General features: G+C 60.0%; 20 protein-coding genes and 1 other RNA gene. 8 read left to right on the plus strand and 13 right to left on the minus strand.

The window, feature by feature from the left end:
- The 8 genes from DM813_RS08700 to grpE all read right to left on the minus strand — a co-directional run bounded on the left by DM813_RS08700 (nt 1) and on the right by grpE (nt 10358).
- Nucleotides 1-450: an MFS transporter gene (locus DM813_RS08700; RefSeq protein ID WP_128323016.1), complete on the minus strand. Its 450-nt coding sequence runs from the start codon at nt 448-450 to the stop codon at nt 1-3.
- Nucleotides 428-910, minus strand: coding sequence for a transcription elongation factor GreA (greA, locus tag DM813_RS08705; RefSeq protein ID WP_197878061.1), 483 nt, complete (start codon nt 908-910; stop codon nt 428-430). Before greA ends, DM813_RS08700 begins: the two co-directional genes overlap by 23 nt.
- Nucleotides 907-4128 (minus strand): carbamoyl-phosphate synthase large subunit, encoded by a 3222-nt coding sequence (gene carB, locus DM813_RS08710; RefSeq protein ID WP_128323017.1) that lies wholly within the window; start codon nt 4126-4128, stop codon nt 907-909. The genes greA and carB overlap by 4 nt, the downstream gene beginning before the upstream one ends.
- 103 nt (nt 4129-4231) lie before the next feature.
- Entirely contained in the window at nt 4232-5368 is a 1137-nt protein-coding gene (gene carA / locus DM813_RS08715; protein WP_128323018.1) for a glutamine-hydrolyzing carbamoyl-phosphate synthase small subunit, read from the minus strand.
- Between the two features lie 263 nt (nt 5369-5631).
- Nucleotides 5632-6435, minus strand: coding sequence for a 4-hydroxy-tetrahydrodipicolinate reductase (gene dapB / locus DM813_RS08720; protein ID WP_128323019.1), 804 nt, complete (start codon nt 6433-6435; stop codon nt 5632-5634).
- A gap of 12 nt (nt 6436-6447) precedes the next feature.
- Complete coding sequence (gene dnaJ / locus DM813_RS08725) at nt 6448-7572, minus strand: molecular chaperone DnaJ (protein WP_128323020.1); 1125 nt, start codon at nt 7570-7572, stop codon at nt 6448-6450.
- Nucleotides 7573-7782: 210 nt separating this feature from the next.
- Nucleotides 7783-9702, minus strand: coding sequence for a molecular chaperone DnaK (gene dnaK / locus DM813_RS08730; RefSeq protein ID WP_128323021.1), 1920 nt, complete (start codon nt 9700-9702; stop codon nt 7783-7785).
- Nucleotides 9703-9803: 101 nt separating this feature from the next.
- Entirely contained in the window at nt 9804-10358 is a 555-nt protein-coding gene (gene grpE, locus DM813_RS08735) for a nucleotide exchange factor GrpE (RefSeq protein WP_128323022.1), read from the minus strand.
- A 230-nt stretch (nt 10359-10588) separates the two neighbouring features.
- Between grpE and recN the strand changes: the two genes are divergently transcribed.
- Nucleotides 10589-12262, plus strand: coding sequence for a DNA repair protein RecN (gene recN / locus DM813_RS08740; protein ID WP_128323023.1), 1674 nt, complete (start codon nt 10589-10591; stop codon nt 12260-12262).
- Nucleotides 12263-12330: 68 nt separating this feature from the next.
- On the opposite strand, the gene fur is transcribed toward recN, so the two are convergent.
- A complete protein-coding gene (gene fur, locus DM813_RS08745; RefSeq protein WP_128323024.1) occupies nt 12331-12735 on the minus strand; it encodes a ferric iron uptake transcriptional regulator in 405 nt (134 codons plus the stop codon).
- A 97-nt stretch (nt 12736-12832) separates the two neighbouring features.
- On the opposite strand from fur, the gene DM813_RS08750 reads away from it, so the two are divergent.
- On the plus strand, nt 12833-13369 hold the full coding sequence (locus DM813_RS08750; RefSeq protein WP_128323025.1) for an outer membrane protein assembly factor BamE: 537 nt from the start codon (nt 12833-12835) through the stop codon (nt 13367-13369).
- A 49-nt stretch (nt 13370-13418) separates the two neighbouring features.
- Here DM813_RS08750 and DM813_RS08755 read toward each other — a convergent pair whose 3' ends face one another.
- From DM813_RS08755 to DM813_RS08765, 3 genes are read right to left on the minus strand one after another with little or no spacing between them, the layout of a single operon-like run.
- On the minus strand, nt 13419-13736 hold the full coding sequence (locus tag DM813_RS08755; RefSeq protein WP_128323026.1) for an RnfH family protein: 318 nt from the start codon (nt 13734-13736) through the stop codon (nt 13419-13421).
- Nucleotides 13729-14163, minus strand: a complete 435-nt coding sequence (locus DM813_RS08760) for a type II toxin-antitoxin system RatA family toxin (protein WP_128323027.1) — start codon at nt 14161-14163, stop codon at nt 13729-13731. The genes DM813_RS08755 and DM813_RS08760 overlap by 8 nt, the downstream gene beginning before the upstream one ends.
- Nucleotides 14164-14170: 7 nt before the next feature.
- Nucleotides 14171-15574, minus strand: a complete 1404-nt coding sequence (locus DM813_RS08765; protein ID WP_128323028.1) for a sodium-dependent transporter — start codon at nt 15572-15574, stop codon at nt 14171-14173.
- Nucleotides 15575-15690: 116 nt separating this feature from the next.
- Here DM813_RS08765 and smpB point away from each other — a divergent pair, with 116 nt between their 5' ends.
- Nucleotides 15691-16173 (plus strand): SsrA-binding protein SmpB, encoded by a 483-nt coding sequence (smpB, locus tag DM813_RS08770; protein WP_128323029.1) that lies wholly within the window; start codon nt 15691-15693, stop codon nt 16171-16173.
- Nucleotides 16174-16219: 46 nt separating this feature from the next.
- On the opposite strand, the gene DM813_RS08775 is transcribed toward smpB, so the two are convergent.
- Nucleotides 16220-16987, minus strand: a complete 768-nt coding sequence (locus tag DM813_RS08775; protein ID WP_128323030.1) for a GntR family transcriptional regulator — start codon at nt 16985-16987, stop codon at nt 16220-16222.
- A gap of 254 nt (nt 16988-17241) precedes the next feature.
- On the opposite strand from DM813_RS08775, the gene DM813_RS08780 reads away from it, so the two are divergent.
- The 5 genes from DM813_RS08780 to ssrA all read left to right on the plus strand — a co-directional run bounded on the left by DM813_RS08780 (nt 17242) and on the right by ssrA (nt 23860).
- Complete coding sequence (locus DM813_RS08780; protein ID WP_128323031.1) at nt 17242-18909, plus strand: lactate permease LctP family transporter; 1668 nt, start codon at nt 17242-17244, stop codon at nt 18907-18909.
- A 69-nt stretch (nt 18910-18978) separates the two neighbouring features.
- Nucleotides 18979-20124, plus strand: coding sequence for an FMN-dependent L-lactate dehydrogenase LldD (lldD, locus tag DM813_RS08785; protein WP_128323032.1), 1146 nt, complete (start codon nt 18979-18981; stop codon nt 20122-20124).
- Nucleotides 20125-20204: 80 nt separating this feature from the next.
- Nucleotides 20205-23024 carry an FAD-binding and (Fe-S)-binding domain-containing protein gene (locus DM813_RS08790; protein WP_128323033.1) on the plus strand — a complete coding sequence of 940 codons (2820 nt, stop codon included), beginning with the start codon at nt 20205-20207 and terminating at the stop codon, nt 23022-23024.
- 71 nt (nt 23025-23095) lie between these two features.
- Nucleotides 23096-23368 (plus strand): hypothetical protein, encoded by a 273-nt coding sequence (locus DM813_RS08795; protein WP_128323034.1) that lies wholly within the window; start codon nt 23096-23098, stop codon nt 23366-23368.
- A gap of 99 nt (nt 23369-23467) precedes the next feature.
- Nucleotides 23468-23860: a transfer-messenger RNA gene (ssrA, locus tag DM813_RS08800) on the plus strand.
- The last annotated feature ends 64 nt before the right edge of the window (nt 23861-23924 follow it).

A 23924-nucleotide genomic window follows, 5' to 3' on the forward strand; every position in this document is an offset into this window, starting at 1 on the left:
TCAGTGGCGCGCTCGGCGCGCCCTGCCCGGCACCGGCTGAGCAGCCAGTACGATACCGCTGATTCCCAGAACAGCGAAGCAGAACACCTGCCATCGCTCCCCCACGGAAACACCGTAGCGCAAGGTGTAGTAGCCGACACACGCGGTGAAACCCACCAGCAGCATCTGGCCGCTGAAGGTCTGCCACCAGGCCGCCACCCCTCTCAACCTCACCAATACCGCCAGCTGGGTCAGCAGGCCGACTGCTGCCACGCCGATCAACCAGCGATCAATCTGCACGGCGATGTCCTGCACCAGCAACGGCGCCAGGCCACTGACCTTGAGCGCCGGTACCAGCCCGACGTGAAACACCCACAGGCCGCCAACCCAGAAGACCTGGGCCAGCTGCCAGAGGATCCCTTCGAGAGTTGGCGCCGGCATGTACCGGTCAGATGTGTTTGACTTCGACAATCTCGTACTCGACCGTGCCACTTGGCGTTTTGACGACGACAGTATCGCCTTCTTCCTTGCCGATGATTGCACGGGCAATCGGTGCCCCAGCAGAGAGCTTGCCCTTCTTGATGTCGGCCTCGTCCTCACCAACGATCTGATAGGTCACCTGATCGCCAGTTTCGGTGTTCTCCAGGTCCACGGTAGTACCGAAGATGACCTTCCCGGTATGGGGAATGGTGGTCACATCGATCACGACCGAGTTCTGCAGACGGCCCTCGATATCACGGATACGCGCTTCGACCATGCCTTGCTCTTCACGGGCGGCATGGTATTCGGCGTTTTCCTTGAGGTCACCCAGCTCGCGGGCCTCGCCAATCGCCTGACTCAAGCGCGGACGCTCGGTCTTGCTCAGGAACAGGTGCTCTTCCTCCAGGGCGCGAGCGCCCTGGACGGTCATCGGGTATTTGGTAATGCTCATGCTTTGAGTCCTGCATGCAGATCCTGCAAGCGGCGAACGGTCTTTTCCGGACCGAATTTCAGCGCTTCACAGATGGCTTCACCGGCCGCAATGGTGGTGGTGCAGTAAATCTTGTGCTGCAACGCATTGCGACGAATCGAGTACGAATCGGCAATCGACTGGCGGCCTTCGGTGGTGTTGATGATCAGCGACACTTCGTCGTTCTTGATCATGTCGACCACGTGCGGACGACCTTCGGTCACCTTGTTCACGCGACGCACTTTCAGGCCAGCCGCCTCGATTACCTTGGCGGTGCCGACAGTGGCTACCACTTCGAAGCCCAGGGCGATCAGGTCGCGGGCAACGCCAGCCACTTGCGGCTTGTCGTCGTCGCGGACGCTGATGAATGCAGTACCGCCGGTCGGCAGCACTTCGCTGGCACCCATCTGGGCCTTGGCGAAGGCTTCACCGAAGCTGTCACCGACACCCATGACTTCACCGGTGGATTTCATCTCAGGGCCGAGGATCGGGTCAACACCCGGGAACTTGGCAAACGGGAACACCGCTTCCTTGACGCTGTAGAAGTTAGGAATGATTTCCTTGGTGAAGCCGATTTCCTTCAGCGATTTGCCGGCCATGACGCGCGCAGCAATCATCGCCAGGGAGGTGCCGATGCACTTGGAAACGAACGGCACGGTACGCGAAGCGCGCGGGTTGACTTCGATCACGTAGATCTTGTCGCCCTGCAGTGCCAGCTGCACGTTCATCAGACCGACAACACCCAGCTCCAGGGCCATCTTCTTGACCTGTTCACGGACTTCGTCCTGAACATGGGCTGGCAGCGAGTATGGCGGCAGCGAGCATGCCGAGTCACCGGAGTGAACACCGGCCTGTTCGATGTGCTGCATGATCGCACCAATTACCACGTCTTTGCCGTCGCAGACCGCATCCACGTCCATCTCGATGGCGCAGTTGAGGAAGTGGTCGAGCAGTACCGGGCTGTCGTTGGAAACCTGTACAGCCTCACGCAGGTAGCGCTTGAGCTCGTCCAGTTCGTAGACGATTTCCATCGCACGGCCGCCCAGCACGTAAGACGGGCGCACCACCAGCGGGTAACCGATAACACCGGCAGCACGAATCGCTTCGTCTTCGCTGCGCACGGTGGCGTTTGGCGGCTGCAGCAGGTTCAGGCGCTGAACCATCTGCTGGAAGCGCTCACGGTCTTCAGCGCGGTCAATAGCGTCAGGACTGGTACCGATGATTGGCACGCCGGCTTCTTCCAGGGCACGCGCCAGTTTCAACGGAGTCTGGCCACCGTAGTGAACGATCACGCCTTTTGGCTTCTCGACACGCACCACCTCCAGCACGTCTTCCAGCGTCAGCGGCTCGAAGTACAAGCGGTCGGAGGTGTCGTAGTCGGTGGAGACGGTTTCCGGGTTGCAGTTGACCATGATGGTCTCGTAACCGTCTTCACGCAGCGCCAGGGCGGCGTGTACGCAGCAGTAGTCGAACTCGATACCCTGGCCGATACGGTTAGGACCGCCACCGAGGATCATGATTTTGTCGCGCGTCGACGGGTTGGCCTCGCACTCTTCCTCGTAGGTCGAGTACAGGTAGGCGGTGTCGGTGGCGAACTCGGCCGCGCAGGTGTCGACGCGCTTGTAGACCGGGAACACTTCCAGCTTGTGACGATGACGGCGCAGGTTCTTGTCGGTGATACCCAACAGCTTGGCCAGACGCTGGTCAGAGAAGCCTTTGCGCTTCAGGCGCAGCATCATGTCTTTGTCGATCGCCGACAGTGCAAGAGTCTTGACCTTCTCTTCTTCTTTGATCAGATCTTCCATCTGCACCAGGAACCAGTGGTCGATACCGGTCAGGGCGAAGATTTCGTCGCAGGTCATGCCCGAACGCATGGCGTCGGCGACGTACCAGATGCGCTCGGCACCCGGCACAGTCAGCTCGCGCTTGAGCACACTGGCAGCGTCAGGGCTGGCCAGGTCGACTTTAGGATCCAGACCGCAGACACCGACTTCCAGACCGCGCAGGGCCTTCTGCAGGGATTCCTGGAACGTACGGCCGATGGCCATGACTTCACCTACAGACTTCATCTGGGTGGTCAGGCGGGCGTCGGCTTTCGGGAATTTTTCGAAGGCAAAACGTGGCAGCTTGGTAACGACATAGTCGATCGACGGCTCGAAGGACGCCGGGGTGCGGCCACCGGTGATGTCGTTCTGCAGTTCGTCGAGGGTATAACCGACGGCCAGCTTGGCAGCGATCTTGGCGATAGGGAAACCGGTGGCTTTCGAAGCCAGGGCCGAAGAACGCGACACCCGCGGGTTCATCTCGATCACGACCATACGGCCGGTGTCCGGGCAGATACCGAACTGCACGTTGGAACCGCCGGTTTCCACACCGATTTCACGCAGCACCGCCAGCGAGGCGTTGCGCATGATCTGGTATTCCTTGTCGGTCAGGGTCTGCGCCGGCGCAACAGTGATCGAGTCACCGGTGTGCACGCCCATCGGGTCGAAGTTCTCGATCGAGCAGACGATGATGCAGTTGTCCTTTTTGTCGCGGACCACTTCCATCTCGTACTCTTTCCAGCCGATCAGCGATTCGTCGATCAGCAGCTCTTTGGTCGGCGACAGGTCCAGACCACGAGCACAGATTTCTTCGAACTCTTCACGATTGTAAGCAATGCCACCACCGGTGCCGCCCATAGTGAAGGACGGACGAATAATGCACGGGAAGCCCAGCTTCTCGAGCACGGCATTGGCTTCTTCCATGCTGTGGGCGATACCGGAGCGCGGACACTCCAGGCCGATGGCCTTCATCGCCTTGTCGAAACGCGAACGGTCTTCGGCTTTGTCGATGGTGTCGGCGTTGGCACCGATCATTTCCACGCCGAACTTTTCCAGGACGCCTTCGCGCTCCAGGTCCAGGGCGCAGTTCAGAGCGGTTTGGCCACCCATGGTCGGCAGCAGCGCGTCCGGGCGCTCCTTCTCGATGATCTTGGCTACTGTCTGCCACTTGATCGGTTCGATGTAGGTGGCATCGGCCATGGCCGGGTCGGTCATGATGGTGGCCGGGTTGGAGTTCACCAGGATGACGCGATAACCCTCCTCGCGCAGGGCTTTGCAGGCCTGGGCGCCGGAGTAGTCGAATTCGCAGGCCTGGCCGATCACGATCGGGCCAGCGCCGAGAATCAGGATGCTTTTAATGTCTGTACGTTTTGGCATGGGTATCACTCAATTCCGCAGGTCAGTCGGCAAGCCGCTTTGAACAATCTTGGGACAGCACCTGAACGCGGCTTGCACCGGTTCAGGGCCTTCTCGCAGGTGCTCAGCGGCGCTTGGCCATGGCATCGATGAAACGGTCGAACAGTGGCGCGACGTCGGTCGGGCCCGGGCTGGCTTCAGGGTGACCCTGGAAGCTGAAAGCGCTCTTGTCGGTGCGCTCGATACCTTGCAGGGTACCGTCGAACAGCGACTTGTGGATGGCGCGAACGTTGCTCGGCAAGGTGGCTTCGTCAACCGCAAAACCGTGGTTCTGGCTGGTGATCATCACCACGCCGGTATCCAGGTCCTGGACCGGGTGGTTGGCACCGTGGTGACCATGACCCATTTTCACGGTCTTGGCACCGGAGGCCAGGGCCAGCAGCTGGTGACCCAGGCAGATACCGAACACCGGAATTTCGGTCTCGAGGATGTCTTTGATCGCCTGGATCGCGTAGTCGCATGGCTCCGGATCACCAGGGCCGTTGGACAGGAACACGCCATCCGGGTTGAGCGCCAGCACTTCGCTGGCCGGGGTTTGCGCCGGCACCACGGTCAGGCGGCAACCGCGGGCAACCAGCATGCGCAGGATGTTCAGCTTGACGCCGAAGTCGTAGGCAACCACGTGGTACGGCAGCTCGGCGGCATCGATGGTCGCGTGGCTGTCGGTTTTCAGCTCCCAGACGCTGGAGCGCCATTCGTAGCTGGAGGTGGTGCTGACGACTTTCGCCAGGTCCATGCCCTTGAGGCCAGGGAAACCGCGAGCGGCGGCAATTGCGGCCTCTTCGCTGATGTTGTCACCGGCCAGGATGCAACCGTTCTGCGCGCCCTTTTCACGCAGGATGCGTGTCAGGCGGCGGGTATCGATACCGGCGATCGCTACAACATTGTTGGCCTTGAGGTAGTCAGGCAGCGACTGCTTGTTACGCCAGTTGCTGGCGATCAGCGGCAGGTCGCGAATGACCAGGCCGGCCGACCAGACGCGATCGGATTCGGCATCTTCCGGCGTGGTGCCGGTGTTGCCAATGTGCGGGTAAGTCAGGGTAACGATTTGCTGCGCATAGGAAGGGTCAGTCAGGATTTCCTGATAGCCGGTCATTGCGGTGTTAAACACCACCTCACCAACGGTTTGTCCGTCGGCTCCAATGGCTTCACCGCGAAAAATGCTGCCATCGGCAAGGGCGAGTATGGCTGGCTTAGTCAAGAAGACCTCCCGTAAATCAAGCCTGAAGGGGCGATCGCAGGTTGTAAAAAAGCGGAATGACGTATAGACACGTCACCCCGCTTTCTTAATCGAATTATCTGCGCGCTTTTAGTGGACACACTAAAGCTGTAGCTTACAGAAAAACGCTTTTTTGGTCTACCACTGATGTGCCTGAAAGGCACGGGAATGCGACAGGGCGCATGGGAGGCTTGCGGGAACGGATTCACCATTCCGGTTATTCCGTTCCCGCAGCGGCATTGCGATCAACGCAGGTCGAGCACGTCCTGCATGTCATACAGGCCAGGCTCACGCCCGTCCAGCCACAGGGCGGCACGTACAGCACCCTTGGCAAAGGTCATGCGACTGGAAGCCTTGTGGGTGATTTCCAGGCGCTCACCTTCAGCGGCGAACAGCACCGTGTGATCACCGACCACATCGCCGGCACGCACGGTAGCAAAACCGATGGTCTGGCGATCGCGGGCACCGGTCTGGCCTTCACGACCGTAAACTGCCACTTCCTGCAGATTACGGCCCAGCGCATTGGCAACGACTTCACCCATGCGCAGCGCAGTTCCCGACGGCGCATCGACCTTGTGACGGTGATGGGCCTCGATGATTTCGATATCCACGTCATCACCAAGCACGCGCGCAGCCATGTCCAGCAGCTTCAGGCTGAGGTTGACGCCGACACTGAAGTTGGCCGCAAAGACAATCGGAATGTCCTTGCCTGCCTCGGCCAGCAGCTGCTTTTCCTCGACACTGAAACCGGTGGTGCCGATGACCATGGCCTTGCCTGCCTTGCGGCAGAACGCCAGGTTCTTCAGGGTCACCGAAGGGTGAGTGAAGTCGATCAGCACATCAAACTCATCGGCAACCTTTGCCAGGTCGTCGGAGAGCATCACACCAATGCGACCCAATGCAGCCAGCTCACCCGCATCGGCACCCACCAGCGAACTGTCCGGACGATCAATTGCCGCCGTCAGCCCGGCTCCCGGCGCCTGTTGCACAGCCTCGATCAGAGTCTTGCCCATGCGCCCTGCCGCGCCCATTACCGCTATACGTCGCATGCCTTATCCCTCTTACAAGTCGCCGAAGAAGCGCTTTACGCCTTCAAACCAACCACTGGCCTTGGGCGAGTGAGAACTGTCGCCTTCCAGCGAATCACGCAGCTCTTCGAGCAACTCGCGCTGACGACGACTCAGGTTGACCGGTGTTTCCACCGCAACCCGGCACATCAGATCGCCAGCTCCACCGCCACGCACCGGGGCCACGCCCTTGCCACGCAAGCGGAACTGCTTGCCGGTCTGGGTGCCTTCCGGAATCTTCAACTTGACCCGACCATCAAGGGTCGGCACTTCCAGCTCACCACCCAGGGCAGCATCGGTGTAACTGATCGGCACTTCGCAATACAGGTGCTTGCCATCACGCTGGAAGATCGCGTGCTCGCGCACATTGATCACAACGTACAGATCGCCGGTAGGCCCACCGTGGGAGCCGGCCTCACCTTCACCCGACAGGCGAATGCGATCACCGGTATCAACGCCAGCTGGCACCTTGACCGAAAGCGTCTTGAACTCTTCGACACGACCTTCCCCGTGGCACGAGTTGCACGGATCGGTGATGATCTTGCCCTGGCCGTGGCAACGCGGGCAGGTCTGCTGGACCGAGAAGAAGCCCTGCTGCATACGCACCTGACCAATACCGCCACAGGTCGGACAGGTCGAAGGCGACGAGCCTTTCTTGGCCCCAGAGCCATCACACGGCTCACAGTTGACCAGCGTCGGCACACGGATATTGACCGTGGTACCGCGCACCGCTTCTTCCAGGTTCAGCTCGAGGGTGTAACGCAGGTCGCTGCCACGCTGGGCACCACCGCGCGAACCACCACGGCCGCCGCCAAAGAAGTCGCTGAACACGTCACCGAAGATATCGGAGAAGTTCGCGCCACCGAAACCAGCACCGCCACCACCCATGCTCGGGTCGACACCCGCGTGACCGTACTGATCGTAGGCCGCACGCTTGCTGGCATCGGAAAGAACTTCGTAAGCCTCGTTGGCTTCCTTGAATTTCTCTTCAGACTCTTTGTCATCGGGGTTACGGTCCGGGTGATGCTTCATCGCCAGGCGGCGATAGGCCTTCTTCAGGTCCGCCTCACTGGAGCCGCGCTCAACCCCCAGAACTTCGTAATAGTCACGCTTTGCCATAAGTCTTTGCACTCTTGAGGACGTTCGGCAAACCTCTGCGCATTTCGCGCTGTGCCGCCAGCATCCACCTCAACCTTCTCCCGAAGGCCTGACAGATGCTGTAAAAATTCGGGTATTCCAGACACGCCAACGCGGGAGCAAGCCCCCGCGCGGCGACATCCTACCAGTCAACCGCTAGTGAGCAGTCAGCCGGCCGACAACCTGTAGCAATTACTTGTTGTCTTTGACTTCTTCGAACTCGGCATCGACCACGTCGTCGTGCTTAGGTTCTTCGGCTTGCTGCTGCGCACCCGCTTGTGGCTGCTCAGCCTGCTGCTCGGCGTACATCTTCTGAGCAACAGGAGCCGATACTTTCGACAGCTCTTCGACCTTGGCGTCGATGGCAGCCTTGTCGTCGCCTTTGATGGCGGCTTCCAGGGCAACCACAGCAGCCTCGATCGCGGTCTTCTCTTCAGCGGTAACCTTGTCACCGGCATCAGCGACCATTTTGCGAGTCGAGTGAACCAGCGCATCACCCTGGTTACGGGCAGTGGCCAGCTCTTCGAACTTGCGGTCTTCTTCCGAGTTCGCTTCGGCGTCGCGGATCATCTGCTGAATTTCTTCATCAGACAGACCCGAGTTGGCCTTGATCACGATCGACTGGGTCTTGCCAGTAGCCTTGTCCTTGGCGCCTACGTGCAGAATGCCGTTGGCGTCGATGTCGAAGGTTACTTCGATCTGTGGCACGCCACGTGGTGCTGGTGGAATCTCGGCCAGGTCGAACTTGCCCAGGGACTTGTTCTGTGCAGCCTGCTTACGCTCACCTTGCAGCACGTGAATGGTCACAGCGCTCTGGTTGTCATCAGCAGTCGAGAACACTTGCGACTTTTTGGTCGGAATAGTGGTGTTCTTCTCGATCAGCGCGGTCATCACGCCACCCATGGTTTCGATACCCAGGGTCAGCGGGCTGACGTCCAGCAGCAGCACGTCTTTGACGTCACCGGCCAGTACCGCACCCTGGATCGCAGCACCCATGGCAACCGCTTCGTCAGGGTTGACGTCTTTACGGGCTTCTTTACCGAAGAAATCGGTAACAGCCTTCTGCACCAGCGGCATACGGGTCTGACCACCCACCAGGATCACATCGTCGATCTTGCTGACGTCGATACCGGCATCTTTCATGGCGATACGGCATGGCTCGATGGTGCGCTGAACCAGGTCTTCGACCAGCGACTCCAGCTTGGCGCGGGAGATCTTCACGTTCAGGTGCTTAGGACCGGAAGCATCTGCAGTGATGTACGGCAGGTTAACGTCGGTCTGCTGGCTCGAGGACAGCTCGATCTTGGCTTTTTCAGCAGCTTCTTTCAGACGCTGCATGGCCAGCGGGTCACCTTTGAGGTTCATGCCGCTTTCTTTCTTGAATTCGTCGACGAGGTAGTCGATCAGACGAATGTCAAAGTCTTCACCACCGAGGAAGGTGTCACCGTTGGTGGCCAGTACTTCGAACTGGTGCTCGCCATCGACTTCGGCGATTTCGATAACCGAAACGTCGAAGGTACCACCGCCGAGGTCATAAACGATCACGGTGTGATCGCCCTTGGCCTTGTCCATACCGTAAGCCAGTGCGGCTGCAGTCGGTTCGTTGATGATACGTTTTACGTCCAGACCGGCGATGCGACCGGCATCTTTGGTGGCCTGACGCTGGCTGTCGTTGAAGTACGCCGGAACGGTGATGACCGCTTCGGTGACAGGCTCGCCGAGGTAGTCTTCGGCGGTCTTCTTCATTTTTTTCAGGATCTCGGCAGAGATCTGAGGCGGTGCCATTTTCTGGCCGTTGACTTCGACCCAGGCGTCGTTGTTGTCAGCCTTGACGATCTTGTACGGAACCATCTGGATGTCTTTCTGCACGACATCTTCGTCGAAACGACGACCGATCAGACGTTTTACTGCGTACAGGGTGTTGTGCGGATTGGTCACTGCCTGACGCTTGGCCGACTGACCGACCAGAATCTCGCCATCGTTGGCGTATGCAATGATCGACGGCGTGGTACGAGCGCCTTCAGCGTTCTCGATTACCTTGACGTTGCCGTTTTCCAGAATGGAGACACACGAGTTGGTGGTCCCCAGGTCGATACCAATGATTTTGCCCATGTTCACTCTCCCGAAACTTGAATTTTGTTGCCGCAGCAGTGGTGGCTAACTGCGGTAATACTTGAATGCTTGACACCTAGATGGGGGCGCCCGAAACGATTTCAAGCCTGCTCGTCAATCGACGGCGAAACCGCTGCAGGGGCCTTGCTGACCACGACCATGGCCGGGCGCAGCAGGCGACCATTGAGCTGATAGCCCTTCTGGAAGACCTTGAGTACGCTGTTGGGCTCGACCTCGGCGCTTTCCTGCATGGCCATTGCCTGGTGGTGCTCGGCGTTGAAGGGTTCGCCGTGCGGGTCAATCGCCTCAAGGTTGTAGCGCTTGAGGGTGTCGTGGAACATCTTCAGGGTGAGCTCGATGCCCTCGCGCATTGGGCGAATGCTCTCGTCGTCCGGGCTGGAAAGCTCCAGGCCGCGCTCCAGGCTGTCGATAACCGGCAGCAGGTCGCCGGCGAATTTTTCCAGCGCAAACTTGTGCGCCTTCTCGACATCCTGTTCGGCACGGCGACGGATGTTCTGCAAGTCGGCAGCGGTACGCAGGGATTGATCCTGGGCCGCCGCCAGCTGCTCTTCGAGCACCTGCACGCGGGCGCTCAGGTCTTGTGCGCCAGTTTCTTCGGCGTTCAGATTCTGTTCATCCAGCTGTTCGTCAGCCATAAAATCTCTCCTCTCGAATAATGTCAGCGAGCTGAACTCGCGCTTCTGCCGGCTATATGGGGTCGTAAAACCCAGGTTCAAGGGGTAGAGAACGTCACACGCCGATTCGTTCATAACCCATCGCAATCAGAACAGCCGACTGATAACCAAATCGAACTAAGCGCAGCCATTGCCAGTGGATTTTAAAACACTGTATAAATAACCAGACTTCTCGCCTGGGAGCCGCCCCAATGCTGGTGCACCTGTCTGTACACAACTATGCCATCGTCGAACACCTGGACCTGGAGCTCGCCCGAGGAATGAGCGTCATTACCGGTGAAACCGGTGCCGGCAAATCGATCATGCTCGACGCCCTGGGCCTGACCCTGGGTGATCGTGCCGACAGCGGCGTGGTACGCCCAGGTGCCGACAAGGCCGACATCCTCGCCACTTTCGACCTTGTGGATATCCCCGAAGCCCGCACCTGGCTGGCCGAACGCGACCTGGACAACGACGGCCCATGCATCCTGCGCCGGGTCATCACTGCCGAAGGGCGCAGCCGCGGCTACATAAACGGCACCCCTTGCCCGCTTGGCGACCTCAAGGCTCTGGGCGAACTGCTCATCGATATCCACAGCCAGCACGAACACCAGTCGCTGCTGAAGACTGACACCCATCGGCGACTGCTCGACGAATATGCCGGCGCCACCGACCTGGCCCGCCAGGTACAACTGGCGGCCCAGCGCTGGCGCCAGACCCGCCAGGAACTCGAGCGCCTGTCCAACTCGGGCGACGAGCAACGGGCCCAGCATCAACTGCTCAGCTACCAGCTCGAAGAGCTCGACAACCTGGGCCTTGGCGAGAACGAATTGGAGCAACTGGAACAGGAACACAAGAACCTGACCAACGCCGAAGCCTTGTTCGGCATCTGCCGCCAGGTCATCGACCACTGCAGCGAGAACGACTCAGGCAACGTGCTCAACGCCCTGACCGCCAGCCTCAACCGCCTGACCGCCGTGCAAAATGCCCCCAAGGCACTGGGCGAAGCTGCCAACATGATCGCCAGCGCGCAAATCCAGGTTGAAGAAGCGGTGGGTGAGCTCAACCGCTTCCTCGATCACTTCGACGCCGACCCGGCGCGCCTGCAGCAGCTCGAAGAGCGTCTCGACAACATCTATACACTGGCGCGCAAACACCGCGTACACCCAACCGAACTGTCCAGCCTGCAACAACGATTGCTGGAGGAGCTCGAAGGCCTCAACGCCAATGACGAGTCGATCGAGCGCCTTGCCGATGAGCTGGCCGCCTTTGCCCGCCACTACCAGGACAAGGCCATCGAGCTGAGCGGGCTGCGCAAGCAGGCAGCCACTCAGCTGGCCGGTGCCGTGGAACAGGAGATCCAGCGCCTGGGCATGCCCGGCGGCCGCTTCAGCATCGAGCTGCACACCAACGACAGTGACGAGTTGTCACCGCATGGCCTGGAACAGGTGGAATTACTGGTCAGCGCCAACCCGGGCCAACCGCTCAAGGGCCTGGCAAAAGTCGCCTCTGGTGGCGAGCTGTCACGGATCAGCCTGGCGATCCAGGTCATTACTGCGCAAACCTCTCGCATCCCGACCCTGGTCTTCGATGAAGTCGATGTGGGTATCGGCGGCCCAACTGCCGAAATCGTTGGCCAACTACTGCGCCGCCTGGGCGAGCGTGGCCAGGTACTGACCGTCACGCACCTGCCACAGGTGGCGGCACAAGGTCACCACCATCTGTTCGTGCACAAGGTGCGCAACAGCGATGCCACCCATACCGCAGTGGCCAACCTTGGCAAACGTGAACGTGTAGAAGAAGTGGCGCGGATGCTCGGCGGCATTGACCTGACCAAGGAATCGCTGGCTCACGCCCGCAAAATGGTCGTGACCAGCAAAGCCTGAAGCGAAGGCCAGAAAACACAAAGGCGACCTGAGGTCGCCTTTGTTGTCACACACGAAGAAATAATTGCTTACTTTTTCTTGCGCACGTACAGGACCAGATTATGGTCGACCAGGTCGTAACCGTGCTCAGCAACGATTTCCTTCTGGCGCTTTTCAATTTCGCTATCGAAAAACTCGATAACTTCGCCAGACTCCACGTTAACCATGTGGTCGTGGTGGCCGCCATCGGCCAGCTCGAATACGGCGTGACCGCCATCGAAGTTGTGGCGCACAACCAGGCCTGCGGCTTCGAATTGGGTCAGTACACGGTAAACCGTGGCCAGACCTACATCTTCGCCGGCCTCCATCAGCGCCTTGTAGACATCCTCGGCACTCATGTGACGCTGCTCGGTAGAGTCGAGCATCTGTAGAATTTTTACTCGAGGCAGGGTCACCTTGAGACCAGCTTTGCGCAGTTCGCTATTTTCAACCATGGTCAGCTTTCTCGCCGATGCTGCTTCGCAGCTTCTCTGAATACGGGTATGATCGGGGTTTACGTTGTCCAGCCAAGATAGTGGAAGTCGCCCACCGATGCAAAACACCAAGCTCTTGCTAACCAGCCTCACCTTTGTGGGACTGCTCGCACTCGCCGGTTGCTCGTTCCCCGGGGTTTACAAAATCGACATCCAGCAGGGCAATGTCGTCACGCAAGACATGATAGACCAATTACGCCCCGGAATGACCCGTCGGCAAGTAAGGTTTATCATGGGCAACCCGTTGATCCAGGATACCTTCCATACCAATCGTTGGGATTATCTGTACAGCCTGCAGCCAGGTGGCGGTGAACGCCAGCAGGAGCGCATGAGCATCTTCTTCAACGAGAACGATCAACTGGTCAGCCTGTCCGGCGACTTCATGCCGGGCGTCAGCCGCGACCAGGAAATTCTCGGTGGCAGCGGCGACACCAGCGTCGCCCCGGTCGAAACAGGCACTACCCAGCCGGTCGAGCCGGTCAAGGAAACCCCAGCCAAGCCGGGCTCCCTTGAAGAGAAGATCCAGAAAGAAGTCGATACCATTGAAACCATTCCGGTACCGACCCCTGCACCACTGGAAGTCTCGCCGCAATAAGCCCATTGCTGACAAAGAAAAGCCCGGACATTCCGGGCTTTTTTGTGCCTCAGCGCTTGGCTTTTTTGAACACCCTCGCCACTTTGTCGGCGCGCTGCTTGCGCACTTCCTTGGGGTCGATCATCAACGGCCGATACACCTCGATGCGATCACCGTCGACAACAGTTTGCTGATCAGCCTCTTTGACGACCTTGCCGAAGATACCCAGCGGGCAGGCTTCTGCATCAAGCCCCGGCACCTGCTCGGCGAGCCCCGACAATCGCACGGCCTCACGCAATGTGGTACCGGCCGCGACCTCTAACGTCAGGAGCCATTGCTGTTCGGCGGTTGCGTAGGCAACCTCTACCTGCAACAGGTGCTCAGCCATTGAATTGCTTGGCCCGCTGGCAGAATGCGTCTACCAGGGTATTGGCCGCCTGGTTGAAGAGCGGGCCCAAGGTGGCACGCACCAGCGGCCCGGCATAGTCGAAGGACAAGTCCAGACTGATCTTGCAGGCCTTCTCACCCAAGGGCTTGAATATCCACAGCCCATGCAGCTGATTGAAGGGCCCCTCCTCCAGGTTCATCTCGATTGACTGCCCGGGCACCAGCACATTGCGGGTAACAAACTTCTGGCTCATCCCGCCCTTGGCAACCTCCAGGCTGGCACGCATCAGCGTGTCACTGACTTCGAGCACCGTGCTGGCCGAGCACCAGGGCAGAAACTCCGGGTAGCGCGCTACATCATTGACCAGGTCGTACAACGCCTGGGCGGGATAAGGCAGCAGAGCCGAGCGTTGAATATGGGTAGTCATCCAGGTGTCACTTCCAAAGCTGAGCGGCAAACACAATCAGAATGCCGAGGGGCGCCACATAGCGCATCAAGAAGAAAGTCAGAGCAAACAACAACGGGCTGCGCATGGCCAACTCGTCGCGCACCGCCTCACGGCCCATGATCCAACCGGCGAAAATCACAAAACACAATCCACCCAACGGCAACATGACCCGCGAGGTGAAGAAATCGATCACCCCGAAGAAATCCAGGCCGCCGCTCGCTCCCCACTGGTAGAGCTGCAGGCCGCTGCCGTCGTTCACAAAAAAGCGCGCCTGCTGCCAGATATTGAATGAAAACACCGTGCCCAAGCCAACCAACCAGCAACTGAATGCCAGCCAGGTTGTGATCCAGCCACGACGCACACCGGTGCGCTCCACCAGGTAGGCCACCATTGGCTCCAGCAAAGAAATCGCCGAACTCCAGGCCGCCACCGCCACTAGAACAAAGAATACGACGCCCATCAACTGGCCAAACGCCACATTGCCGAATGCAAATGGCAGGGCAACGAACATCAGGCCCGGGCCTTCGCTGGGGTTCAGCCCGGCAGCAAAAACGATAGGGAACAAGGCCAGGCCGGCCAACAGCGAAACAAAGGTATCGAGCAGCGCGACGGCGACAATGGTGCCGCCAATCGACGCACCTTTGGGCATGTAGGCGCCGTAGATCAACAGCGAGCCGACACCGACACTCAACGAAAAGAAGGCATGCCCCATGGCAGGCAGCAAGCCGTCGAGCAGGCGCGAGGTGTCAAAGTCGAACATGAAATGCAGACCCTGCATGAAGTGCCCGGTGGTCAGGCTGTAGCCCAGCAGGATCACCAGCAGCAGGAACAGTAGCGGCATCATGATGCGCAGACTCTTCTCCAGGCCTGCCACCACACCGCGCGCAATCACCAGCGCCGAAAGCAGCATGAACAGGCTGTGCCACAGCACAAGCCGCCAGGGATCGCTGATGACCCCATTGAAGTAGGTGCCGACCTGGTCGGCCGTCACGCCCTGAAAGTCGCCTTTGCCCATGCTGATGATGTAATCGAACGACCAGCCACCGACCACGCTGTAGAACGACAGGATCAACAGCGCCGTGATCATTCCGGCAAACGCCCACCAGGACCAGCGCGGTGAGTGCCCTGCCTCTAGCGCCAGGTCACGCAGGGCGTTGGCCGGGCTCTGGCGGGTACGGCGGCCGATCAGGGTTTCAGCGAGCATCACCGGGATGCCGATCAGGGCAATGCAGGCCAGGAACACCAGCACAAAGGCTCCGCCACCGTAGACACCGACCATGTAGGGGAATTTCCAGATACTTCCCAGCCCTACTGCAGCACCGGTTGCCGCCAGTACAAACACCCAGCGACTGGCCCAGCCACCATGGACAGAAACCTTGTCCGTCGACATCAACACGCTCAACTGTGGAAAAAATGAGCGCGCATTGTCCGGGATTCAACTCACAGGCTCAAGCGCACTGCTACCCCGTAGCCGACAGCGCGACGACTGCCTATAATGCCGCCCCTATGGCTAAACAAAAGAAACATCCGACAGGGACCATCGCGCAGAATAAAAAGGCGCGACACGATTACTTCATCGAGCACAAGTTCGAGGCCGGATTGGTCCTGTCCGGTTGGGAAGTAAAAAGTCTGCGTGCCGGCAAGGCGCATCTGACCGACAGTTACGTGGTGCTCAAAGATGGCGAGGCCTGGCTGATGGGCAGCCATATCACGCCACTGACCGCGGCCAGCACCCATGTCATTGCCGACCCGACACGTACCCGCAAACTGCTGCTCAACAAGCGCGAGCTGGAACGCATTCATGCTGCCGTACAGCAAAAGGGCTACACCTGCGTGGCCTTGTCGATCTACTGGAGCAAGCACCTGATCAAGTGCGAGATCGCACTGGGCAAGGGCAAGAAGGAATACGACAAGCGCGATACACAGCGTGAACGTGATTCCGACCGCGAACTGCAGCGTGCAGTGCGCAACAAGGGCAAGGAAGACTGAGTCTTTCTGGCAGGCGGCCTGAGGTCGCCTGCCTTGCCATTACGCACTAACGCCCGATACGCCGCTCTGCCCGCGCTGTTCGCTGCACTTCCTGGCGCACTTCGTCGAGCACTTCCTGCACGTACAGAATGTGCCGGCTGGACACTTCGCGCGCATCCTCCGCACGCCCTTCCACAATCGCCAGGTACAGCTCCCGGTGCTGACTGATCAGCATGTCTCGGGTTTCGGCACGCTGCTTGTACATACCGCCAATGTTGGTAACCACGTTGCGCTTGAGCAGGTCGAACAGACCACGAATGGTGTGCAACAACACCGCGTTGTGGCTGGCCTCGGCAATCGCCAGGTGGAAACGCGCATCGGCTGCGCCCTCCTCGGCCCGGTCCACTTCAGCGGAGCGCGAATAACAATCCTGCAAGGTGTCGAACGCAGCCTTGAGCCGTTGACGGTCAGGTTCCGTGGCGCGGATTGCCGCGTAATAGGCACACGACGCTTCCAGGGTGTGACGGAACTCAAGCAGATCACGCTGGGCTTCCGGGTTGCTTTCAAGCAATTGCAACAAGGGGTCGCTGAAGGTTGTGCCCAGTGACTCGGCCACGTAGTTACCACCGCCCTGGCGACTGACCAACAAACCTTTTGCCACCAGCTTCTGGATTGCTTCGCGCAATGACGGTCGCGACACCCCGAACTGTTCGGCCAATGCCCGTTCGGCAGGCAGCCGCTGGCCGGCAGCCAAGGTGCCTTCAAGAATCATCCCCTCAAGCCGCTCGACAATATCGTCGGACAAACGGCGTTGGCGGACCTGATCAAAAACCATCACATGCACTCCACAAGCCCAAGAACGTTTGGGGCCGTCTATTTTGGCCTATCCGCCTCTCGCCGACACCCATCAGTTGGCAAATTTCCCAGCTATTCAGGCCTCGCGCCCGCCTCTGCTCCGACGAAAGTTTTGCCGAGACAAATTGACACACCCGCTACGAGGCTTTTAACCTAGCGCCTCGACATTGTAAATTGGTATTACCAATTATCCAATGCCAGCGTCAGACCAACAACAATTAGGGGCCACCCCATATGCAAACCTGGCAACAGCTTTACAGTCCGCTTGGTAGTCTTGGCCTGTCCGCGCTCGCGGCAGTCATCCCGATCGTCTTCTTCTTTCTCGCGCTGGCGGTGTTCCGTCTCAAGGGTCATGTGGCGGGTAGCATTACCCTGGGCCTGTCGATTCTGGTCGCGATCTTTGCCTTCCAGATGCCTGCCGACATGGCGCTTGCCGCCGCCGGGTACGGTTTTGCCTATGGCCTGTGGCCTATCGCCTGGATCATCGTTGCCGCGGTGTTCCTCTACAAACTGACGGTCAAGAGCGGCCAGTTCGAAGTCATCCGCAGCTCGGTGCTGTCGATTACCGATGACCAGCGCCTGCAAGTGCTGCTGATCGGCTTCTGCTTTGGTGCCTTCCTGGAAGGTGCGGCAGGCTTCGGCGCACCGGTGGCGATTACTGCCGCTCTGCTCGTAGGCCTGGGTTTCAATCCGCTGTATGCCGCCGGCCTGTGCCTGATCGCCAACACCGCACCGGTGGCGTTCGGTGCCCTTGGCATCCCGATCATCGTTGCCGGCCAGGTAACCGGCATCGACGCCTTCAAGATCGGCGCCATGACCGGCCGCCAACTGCCGCTGCTGTCGCTGTTCGTGCCGTTCTGGCTGGTGTTCATGATGGACGGCCTGCGCGGCGTCAAAGAGACCTGGCCTGCTGCACTGGTGGCTGGTTTGAGCTTCGCGGTCACCCAGTACTTCACCTCGAACTTCATCGGCCCGGAACTGCCGGACATCACCTCGGCCCTGGCCAGCCTGGTTTCCCTGACCCTGTTCCTCAAGGTCTGGCAGCCCAAGCGTTCGTTCACCAGCGCTACCGGCAGCGTTGGCGCCGCCGTGGTCAATGGCGGTGGCAGCCAGCCTTCACCGTACAGCTTCGGTGAAATCTTCAAGGCCTGGTCGCCGTTCCTGATTCTCACCGTGCTGGTCACCATCTGGACCCTCAAACCGTTCAAGGCAGCCTTTGCCGCTGGCGGCTCGATGTACAGCTGGGTGTTCAACTTCGCCATTCCGCACCTCGATCAACTGGTGATCAAGACTGCCCCGATCGTCGCCACCCCGACTGCGATTCCGGCCGTATTCAAACTCGACCCGATTTCCGCCACCGGTACCGCGATCTTCTTCTCGGCACTGATCTCCATGCTGGTCCTGAAGATCAATTTCAAAACTGGTCTGACCACTTTGAAAGAGACCTTCTTCGAGCTGCGCTGGCCGATCCTGTCGATCGGCATGGTGCTGGCCTTCGCCTTCGTCACCAACTACTCCGGCATGTCTTCGACCATGGCCCTGGTACTGGCCGGCACCGGCGCGGCGTTCCCGTTCTTCTCGCCGTTCCTTGGCTGGCTGGGCGTGTTCCTGACCGGCTCCGACACCTCGTCCAACGCCTTGTTCAGCTCGCTGCAGGCCACCACGGCGCATCAGATCGGGGTTAACGACACCCTGCTGGTCGCGGCCAACACCAGCGGTGGCGTGACCGGCAAGATGATTTCGCCGCAGTCGATCGCGGTAGCCTGTGCGGCCACCGGCCTGGTCGGCAAGGAATCGGACCTGTTCCGCTTCACCCTCAAACACAGCCTGTTCTTTGCCACCATCGTCGGCCTGATCACTCTGGTTCAGGCCTATTGGCTGACCGGCATGCTGGTTCACTAAAGTGTCAGAGGCCGGGCGCGGTTCAGCGCGCCCGGCATCCGCCCCTTACAACCGACGCAGCGAGACCACATGATCATTTCTGCCTCTACCGACTACCGCGCCGCAGCGCAACGCAAGCTGCCGCCGTTCCTGTTCCACTACGCCGACGGCGGCGCCTACGCCGAGTACACGCTGCGCCACAACGTCGAAGACCTGGCCAGCATTGCCCTGCGCCAGCGCGTGCTGAAAAACATGTCCGAGTTGAGCCTTGAGACTCAGCTGTTCAACGAAACCCTGAGCATGCCGGTGGCCCTCGCGCCCGTTGGCCTGACCGGCATGTATGCCCGCCGCGGTGAAGTCCAGGCGGCGCGCGCTGCAGCGGCCAAGGGCATTCCCTTCACCATGTCGACGGTGTCGGTGTGCCCGATCGAAGAAGTCGCGCCGGCTATCGATCGCCCGATGTGGTTCCAGCTGTACGTGCTCAAGGACCGCGGTTTCATGCGCAACGCGCTGGAGCGCGCCAAGGCTGCAGGCGTTACCACGCTGGTGTTTACCGTCGACATGCCGGTGCCTGGCGCCCGCTACCGCGACGCGCACTCCGGCATGAGCGGCCCGAACGCACCGCTGCGTCGTGTCTGGCAGGCAATGACCCACCCGCAGTGGGCGCTCGACGTAGGCCTGCTGGGCAAGCCTCACGATCTGGGCAACATCTCAAAATACCGTGGCAGCCCTACCGGTCTTGCCGATTACATCGGCTGGCTGGGGGCCAACTTCGACCCGTCGATCTCCTGGAAGGACCTTGAGTGGATCCGCGAGTTCTGGGACGGCCCCATGGTGATCAAGGGCATTCTCGATCCTCAGGATGCCAAGGACGCAGTGAAGTTCGGTGCCGACGGTATTGTCGTTTCCAACCACGGCGGCCGTCAGCTCGACGGCGTGCTGTCCAGTGCCCGTGCACTGCCGGCCATTGCCGATGCGGTAAAGGGCGACCTGAAGATCCTCGCCGACTCCGGTATTCGCAGTGGCCTGGATGTGGTGCGCATGATCGCCCTGGGCGCGGACACCGTGCTGATCGGCCGCGCATTCCTCTACGCCCTGGCGACTGCGGGCGAAGCCGGTGTGAAAAACCTGCTGGAACTGTTCGAGAAAGAAATGCGCGTGGCCATGGTGCTTACCGGCGCCAAGTCCATCAGCGAAATCACCCGCGATTCGCTGGTACGCGAACTGGGCGCCTGAAACCTGCGCCTGCCCCCTTCCAAGCCTGATTGACCGGGGTACGTCGCGCATCAGACGCCACGGCCCCGCGAGGAGATTGCATGAGTCTGCCCGCCGCGTTCCTCGACACGGTAGAACACCTGATCCCCCGCGAGCGCCGCTTCGACGATCCGCTCTCGACCCTGGCATTCGGCACCGACGCCAGCTTCTACCGCCTGATCCCCAAGCTGGTGATCCGCGTCGAAAGCGAAGGCGAAGTCGCCACCTTGCTCAAGGCGGCACATGCCCAGCAGGTCGCGGTTACCTTCCGCGCCGCCGGCACCAGCCTCTCCGGCCAGGCTGTCAGCGACTCGGTGCTGCTGGTGCTGGGGGATAACTGGAACGGTCGCGACATCCGCGACGGTGGTACGCAGATCCGCCTGCAACCCGGCGTGATCGGCGCCCAGGCCAATGCCTGGCTGGCACCGTTTGGTCGCAAGATCGGGCCCGACCCGGCCTCGATCAACGCCTGCAAGATCGGTGGCATCGTCGCCAACAACGCGAGCGGCATGTGCTGCGGTACCGCGCAAAACAGCTACCACACCCTCGCCGGCATGCGCCTGCTGCTGGCCGACGGCACCCTGCTGGACACCGAACAACCGCAAAGCATCGAACAGCTGCACACAACCCACGGCGCCCTGCTCGAACAGCTCGGTGAACTGGGTCGGCAAACACGCGCCAATACCGAACTGGCGGCAAAGATTCGTCACAAGTACCGGCTGAAGAACACCACGGGACTGTCTCTGAATGCCCTCGTGGACTATGACGAGCCACTGGATATCCTCACCCACCTGATGGTCGGCTCCGAGGGCACCCTCGGTTTCATCAGTGCCGTGACCTACAACACTGTGCCCGACCATCCGCACAAAGCCAGTGCGCTGATCGTCTTCCCGGATGTCGAAACCTGCTGCAAGGCGGTGCCGGTGCTCAAGCAGCAGCCGGTGTCTGCCGTGGAACTGCTCGACCGCCGCAGCCTGCGCTCGGTGGAAAACATGCAGGGCATGCCTGACTGGGTGAAAAGCCTCTCCGAGGGTGCCTGTGCATTGCTGATCGAGTCACGTGCCGCCACCCAGTCGCTGCTGCATGAGCAACTGGCGCACATCAGCACGTCCATCGCCGGATTTGCGGTGGAAAAGCAGGTCGACTTCAGTGAAGACCCGGTGGTCTACAACCAGCTGTGGCGCATCCGCAAAGACACCTTCCCGGCGGTCGGCGCCGTGCGTGAGACCGGCACCACGGTGATCATCGAAGACGTCACGTTCCCTGTCGAGCAACTGGCCGAGGGCGTGAATCGCCTGATCGCGCTGTTCGACAAACACGGCTATGACGAAGCCATCCTCTTCGGCCACGCTCTGGAAGGCAACCTGCACTTCGTCTTCACCCAGGGCTTCGACTCGCCAGAGCAAGTGGCGCGATATTCTGCCTTCATGGATGACGTCGCCCACCTGGTTGCCGTGGAATACGGCGGCTCGCTCAAGGCCGAACACGGCACCGGACGCAACATGGCGCCCTTCGTCGAACTGGAATGGGGCGCGGATGCCTACCAGTTGATGTGGCAACTCAAGCGCCTGCTCGATCCCGCCGGCATCCTCAATCCCGATGTGGTGCTGACCAACGACCCGCAACTTCACCTCAAGAACCTCAAGCCATTGCCTGCCGCCGACGAGATCGTCGACAAGTGCATCGAATGCGGGTTCTGCGAGCCGGTGTGCCCGTCCAAAGGGCTGACCCTGAGCCCCCGGCAGCGCATTGTCATGTGGCGCGATATCCAGGCGAAAAAACGCGCTGGCAGCGACACCACTCAACTCGAACGTGACTACCAATACCAGGGCATTGATACCTGCGCCGCCACGGGGCTGTGTGCCCAGCGCTGCCCGGTGGGCATCAACACCGGTGAGCTGGTGAAAAAGCTGCGCGGCGAGTCTGCCGATCATGCCAAGACCGCCAACTGGCTTGCCGACAACTTCCATACTGCCCTGCGTGGAGCACGCCTTACCCTGCGTGCGGCCGACAGTGCACGCAAGCTGCTCGGCGCACCACGCCTGAGTCGGCTCAGTAGCCGTTTGAGTCAGCTCAGCCACGGTCGTGTACCGCAATGGACGGCAGCAATGCCGCAACCGCTGAAGCCTGTGCAATTCAGCGCGCCACGCAGCGATGCACGGCCACGTGTGGTGTACCTGGCCGCCTGCGTTTCGCGGGTCATGGGCCCGGCCGCAGGTGATCGCGAACAATCCTCGCTGCTCGACAAGACCCGTGGCCTGCTGGAGAAAGCCGGCTATCAAGTAGTGTTCCCGGAAAACCAGGACAACCTCTGCTGCGGCCAGCCCTTTGCCTCCAAAGGCTACGCCGAACAGGCCGAGCACAAGCGCCAGGAGCTGATCAACGCCCTGCTCCACGCCAGCCGCGGCGGGCTTGACCCCATTTACTGCGACACCAGCCCCTGCACCTTGCGCCTGGTTCAGGACCTCGCCGAAACCCGCCTGGACCTCTATGACCCGGTGCGCTTCATCCGCACCCACCTGCTCGACAAGCTGGAGTTCACGCCCCAGGACGAACCGATTGCGGTGCACGTAACCTGCAGCACCCAGCACCTCGGTGAAAGCCAGGCCCTGATCGACCTCGCACGACGCTGCAGCAATCAGGTAGTGATTCCGGAAGGCATCCATTGTTGCGGCTTTGCCGGAGACAAAGGCTTCACCACGCCGGAGCTCAATGCCCACTCGCTGCGCAGCCTCAAGGAAGCGGTGCAGTACTGCGGTGAAGGGATTTCCACCAGCCGCACCTGTGAAATTGGCCTGAGCAACCACGGCGGGATTGATTACCACGGGCTAGTCTATCTGGTGGACCGCGTCACTCGGGCACGGGTGGTGAAATCTTCCTGAACCCCTGGCAAGCCGTGCAGTCCACTGAACAAGACCCACATCCCCAACGCCACTCCCGCAAGGAGATCGACATGAAGCGTACTGCGATTACCGGACTGTTCATTGCCGCCGCACTGCTTGCCTCGCCTGTGTTCGCGGCTGACGACCTGTGTGCCACCAACCTGCAGAAGATCAACGACGAGATGGCCACCGCCAAGGCAACGTCCGAGAGCCTGGATGACACCCTGGAAGCGCGCCTGGAAAAAGCCAAGGCTGCCCAGGCCAGTGGCGACACCAAGGAATGCATTGCCATCACCAGCAAGATCATCAGTCGTATGCAGAAAACCGAGAAAGGCGGTTATTGAGCCTTGCGCCTGGTGACGGGTCAGCAGTCGACGTCACCCGGGCGATGGCGTATACTCGTGGCAAGCGTTGAAAAACGCTTCAGCTAGAGCGCAACAAATGGGGCCGATTAGGATTCGACGCCGGTCGTGAAACTCTAGGTGCATGCCGAGTTGGTAACAGAACTCGTAAATCCACTGTTGCAACTTTCTATAGTTGCCAATGACGAAAACTACGAGGGTTACGCTCTCGCTGCGTAAGCAGCTGAGCCCGCTCTCCTGGTAGCTTCGGCTCCAGCAATCACTAGGGGATGCCTGTAAACCCGAAGTGATTGTCATACAGAACAGGATCGCCACCCGAGTACGTTGCGGACAAAGGGGCTAAATACTACGCAACTCGTCCAAAGCACCCTGCCCGTCGGGCGGCTGCGGATTAACTCAATAGACACGGCTAAGCATGTAGTACCGACAGCGGAGCACTGGCGGACGGGGGTTCAAATCCCCCCGGTTCCACCAATTCCACAAAAAAAGACGTCCTCGGACGTCTTTTTTTGTGCTCGAAATTTAGTGCTTGGCCCAA

This window comes from Pseudomonas alkylphenolica (assembly GCF_004025535.1).
Lineage (GTDB): Bacteria > Pseudomonadota > Gammaproteobacteria > Pseudomonadales > Pseudomonadaceae > Aquipseudomonas > Aquipseudomonas alkylphenolica_A.

Coding starts and splice junctions, on each gene's coding strand:
- smpB (WP_128323029.1), top strand. CDS start 15,691: ATGGCTAAACAAAAGAAACATCCGACAGGGACCATCGCGCAGAATAAA.
- lldD (WP_128323032.1), top strand. CDS start 18,979: ATGATCATTTCTGCCTCTACCGACTACCGCGCCGCAGCGCAACGCAAG.
- DM813_RS08775 (WP_128323030.1), bottom strand. CDS start 16,987: ATGGTTTTTGATCAGGTCCGCCAACGCCGTTTGTCCGACGATATTGTC.
- dnaK (WP_128323021.1), bottom strand. CDS start 9,702: ATGGGCAAAATCATTGGTATCGACCTGGGGACCACCAACTCGTGTGTC.
- greA (WP_197878061.1), bottom strand. CDS start 910: ATGAGCATTACCAAATACCCGATGACCGTCCAGGGCGCTCGCGCCCTG.
- DM813_RS08755 (WP_128323026.1), bottom strand. CDS start 13,736: ATGGCTGAGCACCTGTTGCAGGTAGAGGTTGCCTACGCAACCGCCGAA.
- grpE (WP_128323022.1), bottom strand. CDS start 10,358: ATGGCTGACGAACAGCTGGATGAACAGAATCTGAACGCCGAAGAAACT.
- carB (WP_128323017.1), bottom strand. CDS start 4,128: ATGCCAAAACGTACAGACATTAAAAGCATCCTGATTCTCGGCGCTGGC.
- DM813_RS08765 (WP_128323028.1), bottom strand. CDS start 15,574: ATGTCGACGGACAAGGTTTCTGTCCATGGTGGCTGGGCCAGTCGCTGG.
- DM813_RS08760 (WP_128323027.1), bottom strand. CDS start 14,163: ATGACTACCCATATTCAACGCTCGGCTCTGCTGCCTTATCCCGCCCAG.
- DM813_RS08750 (WP_128323025.1), top strand. CDS start 12,833: ATGCAAAACACCAAGCTCTTGCTAACCAGCCTCACCTTTGTGGGACTG.
- DM813_RS08780 (WP_128323031.1), top strand. CDS start 17,242: ATGCAAACCTGGCAACAGCTTTACAGTCCGCTTGGTAGTCTTGGCCTG.
- DM813_RS08790 (WP_128323033.1), top strand. CDS start 20,205: ATGAGTCTGCCCGCCGCGTTCCTCGACACGGTAGAACACCTGATCCCC.
- dapB (WP_128323019.1), bottom strand. CDS start 6,435: ATGCGACGTATAGCGGTAATGGGCGCGGCAGGGCGCATGGGCAAGACT.
- dnaJ (WP_128323020.1), bottom strand. CDS start 7,572: ATGGCAAAGCGTGACTATTACGAAGTTCTGGGGGTTGAGCGCGGCTCC.
- DM813_RS08795 (WP_128323034.1), top strand. CDS start 23,096: ATGAAGCGTACTGCGATTACCGGACTGTTCATTGCCGCCGCACTGCTT.
- recN (WP_128323023.1), top strand. CDS start 10,589: ATGCTGGTGCACCTGTCTGTACACAACTATGCCATCGTCGAACACCTG.
- fur (WP_128323024.1), bottom strand. CDS start 12,735: ATGGTTGAAAATAGCGAACTGCGCAAAGCTGGTCTCAAGGTGACCCTG.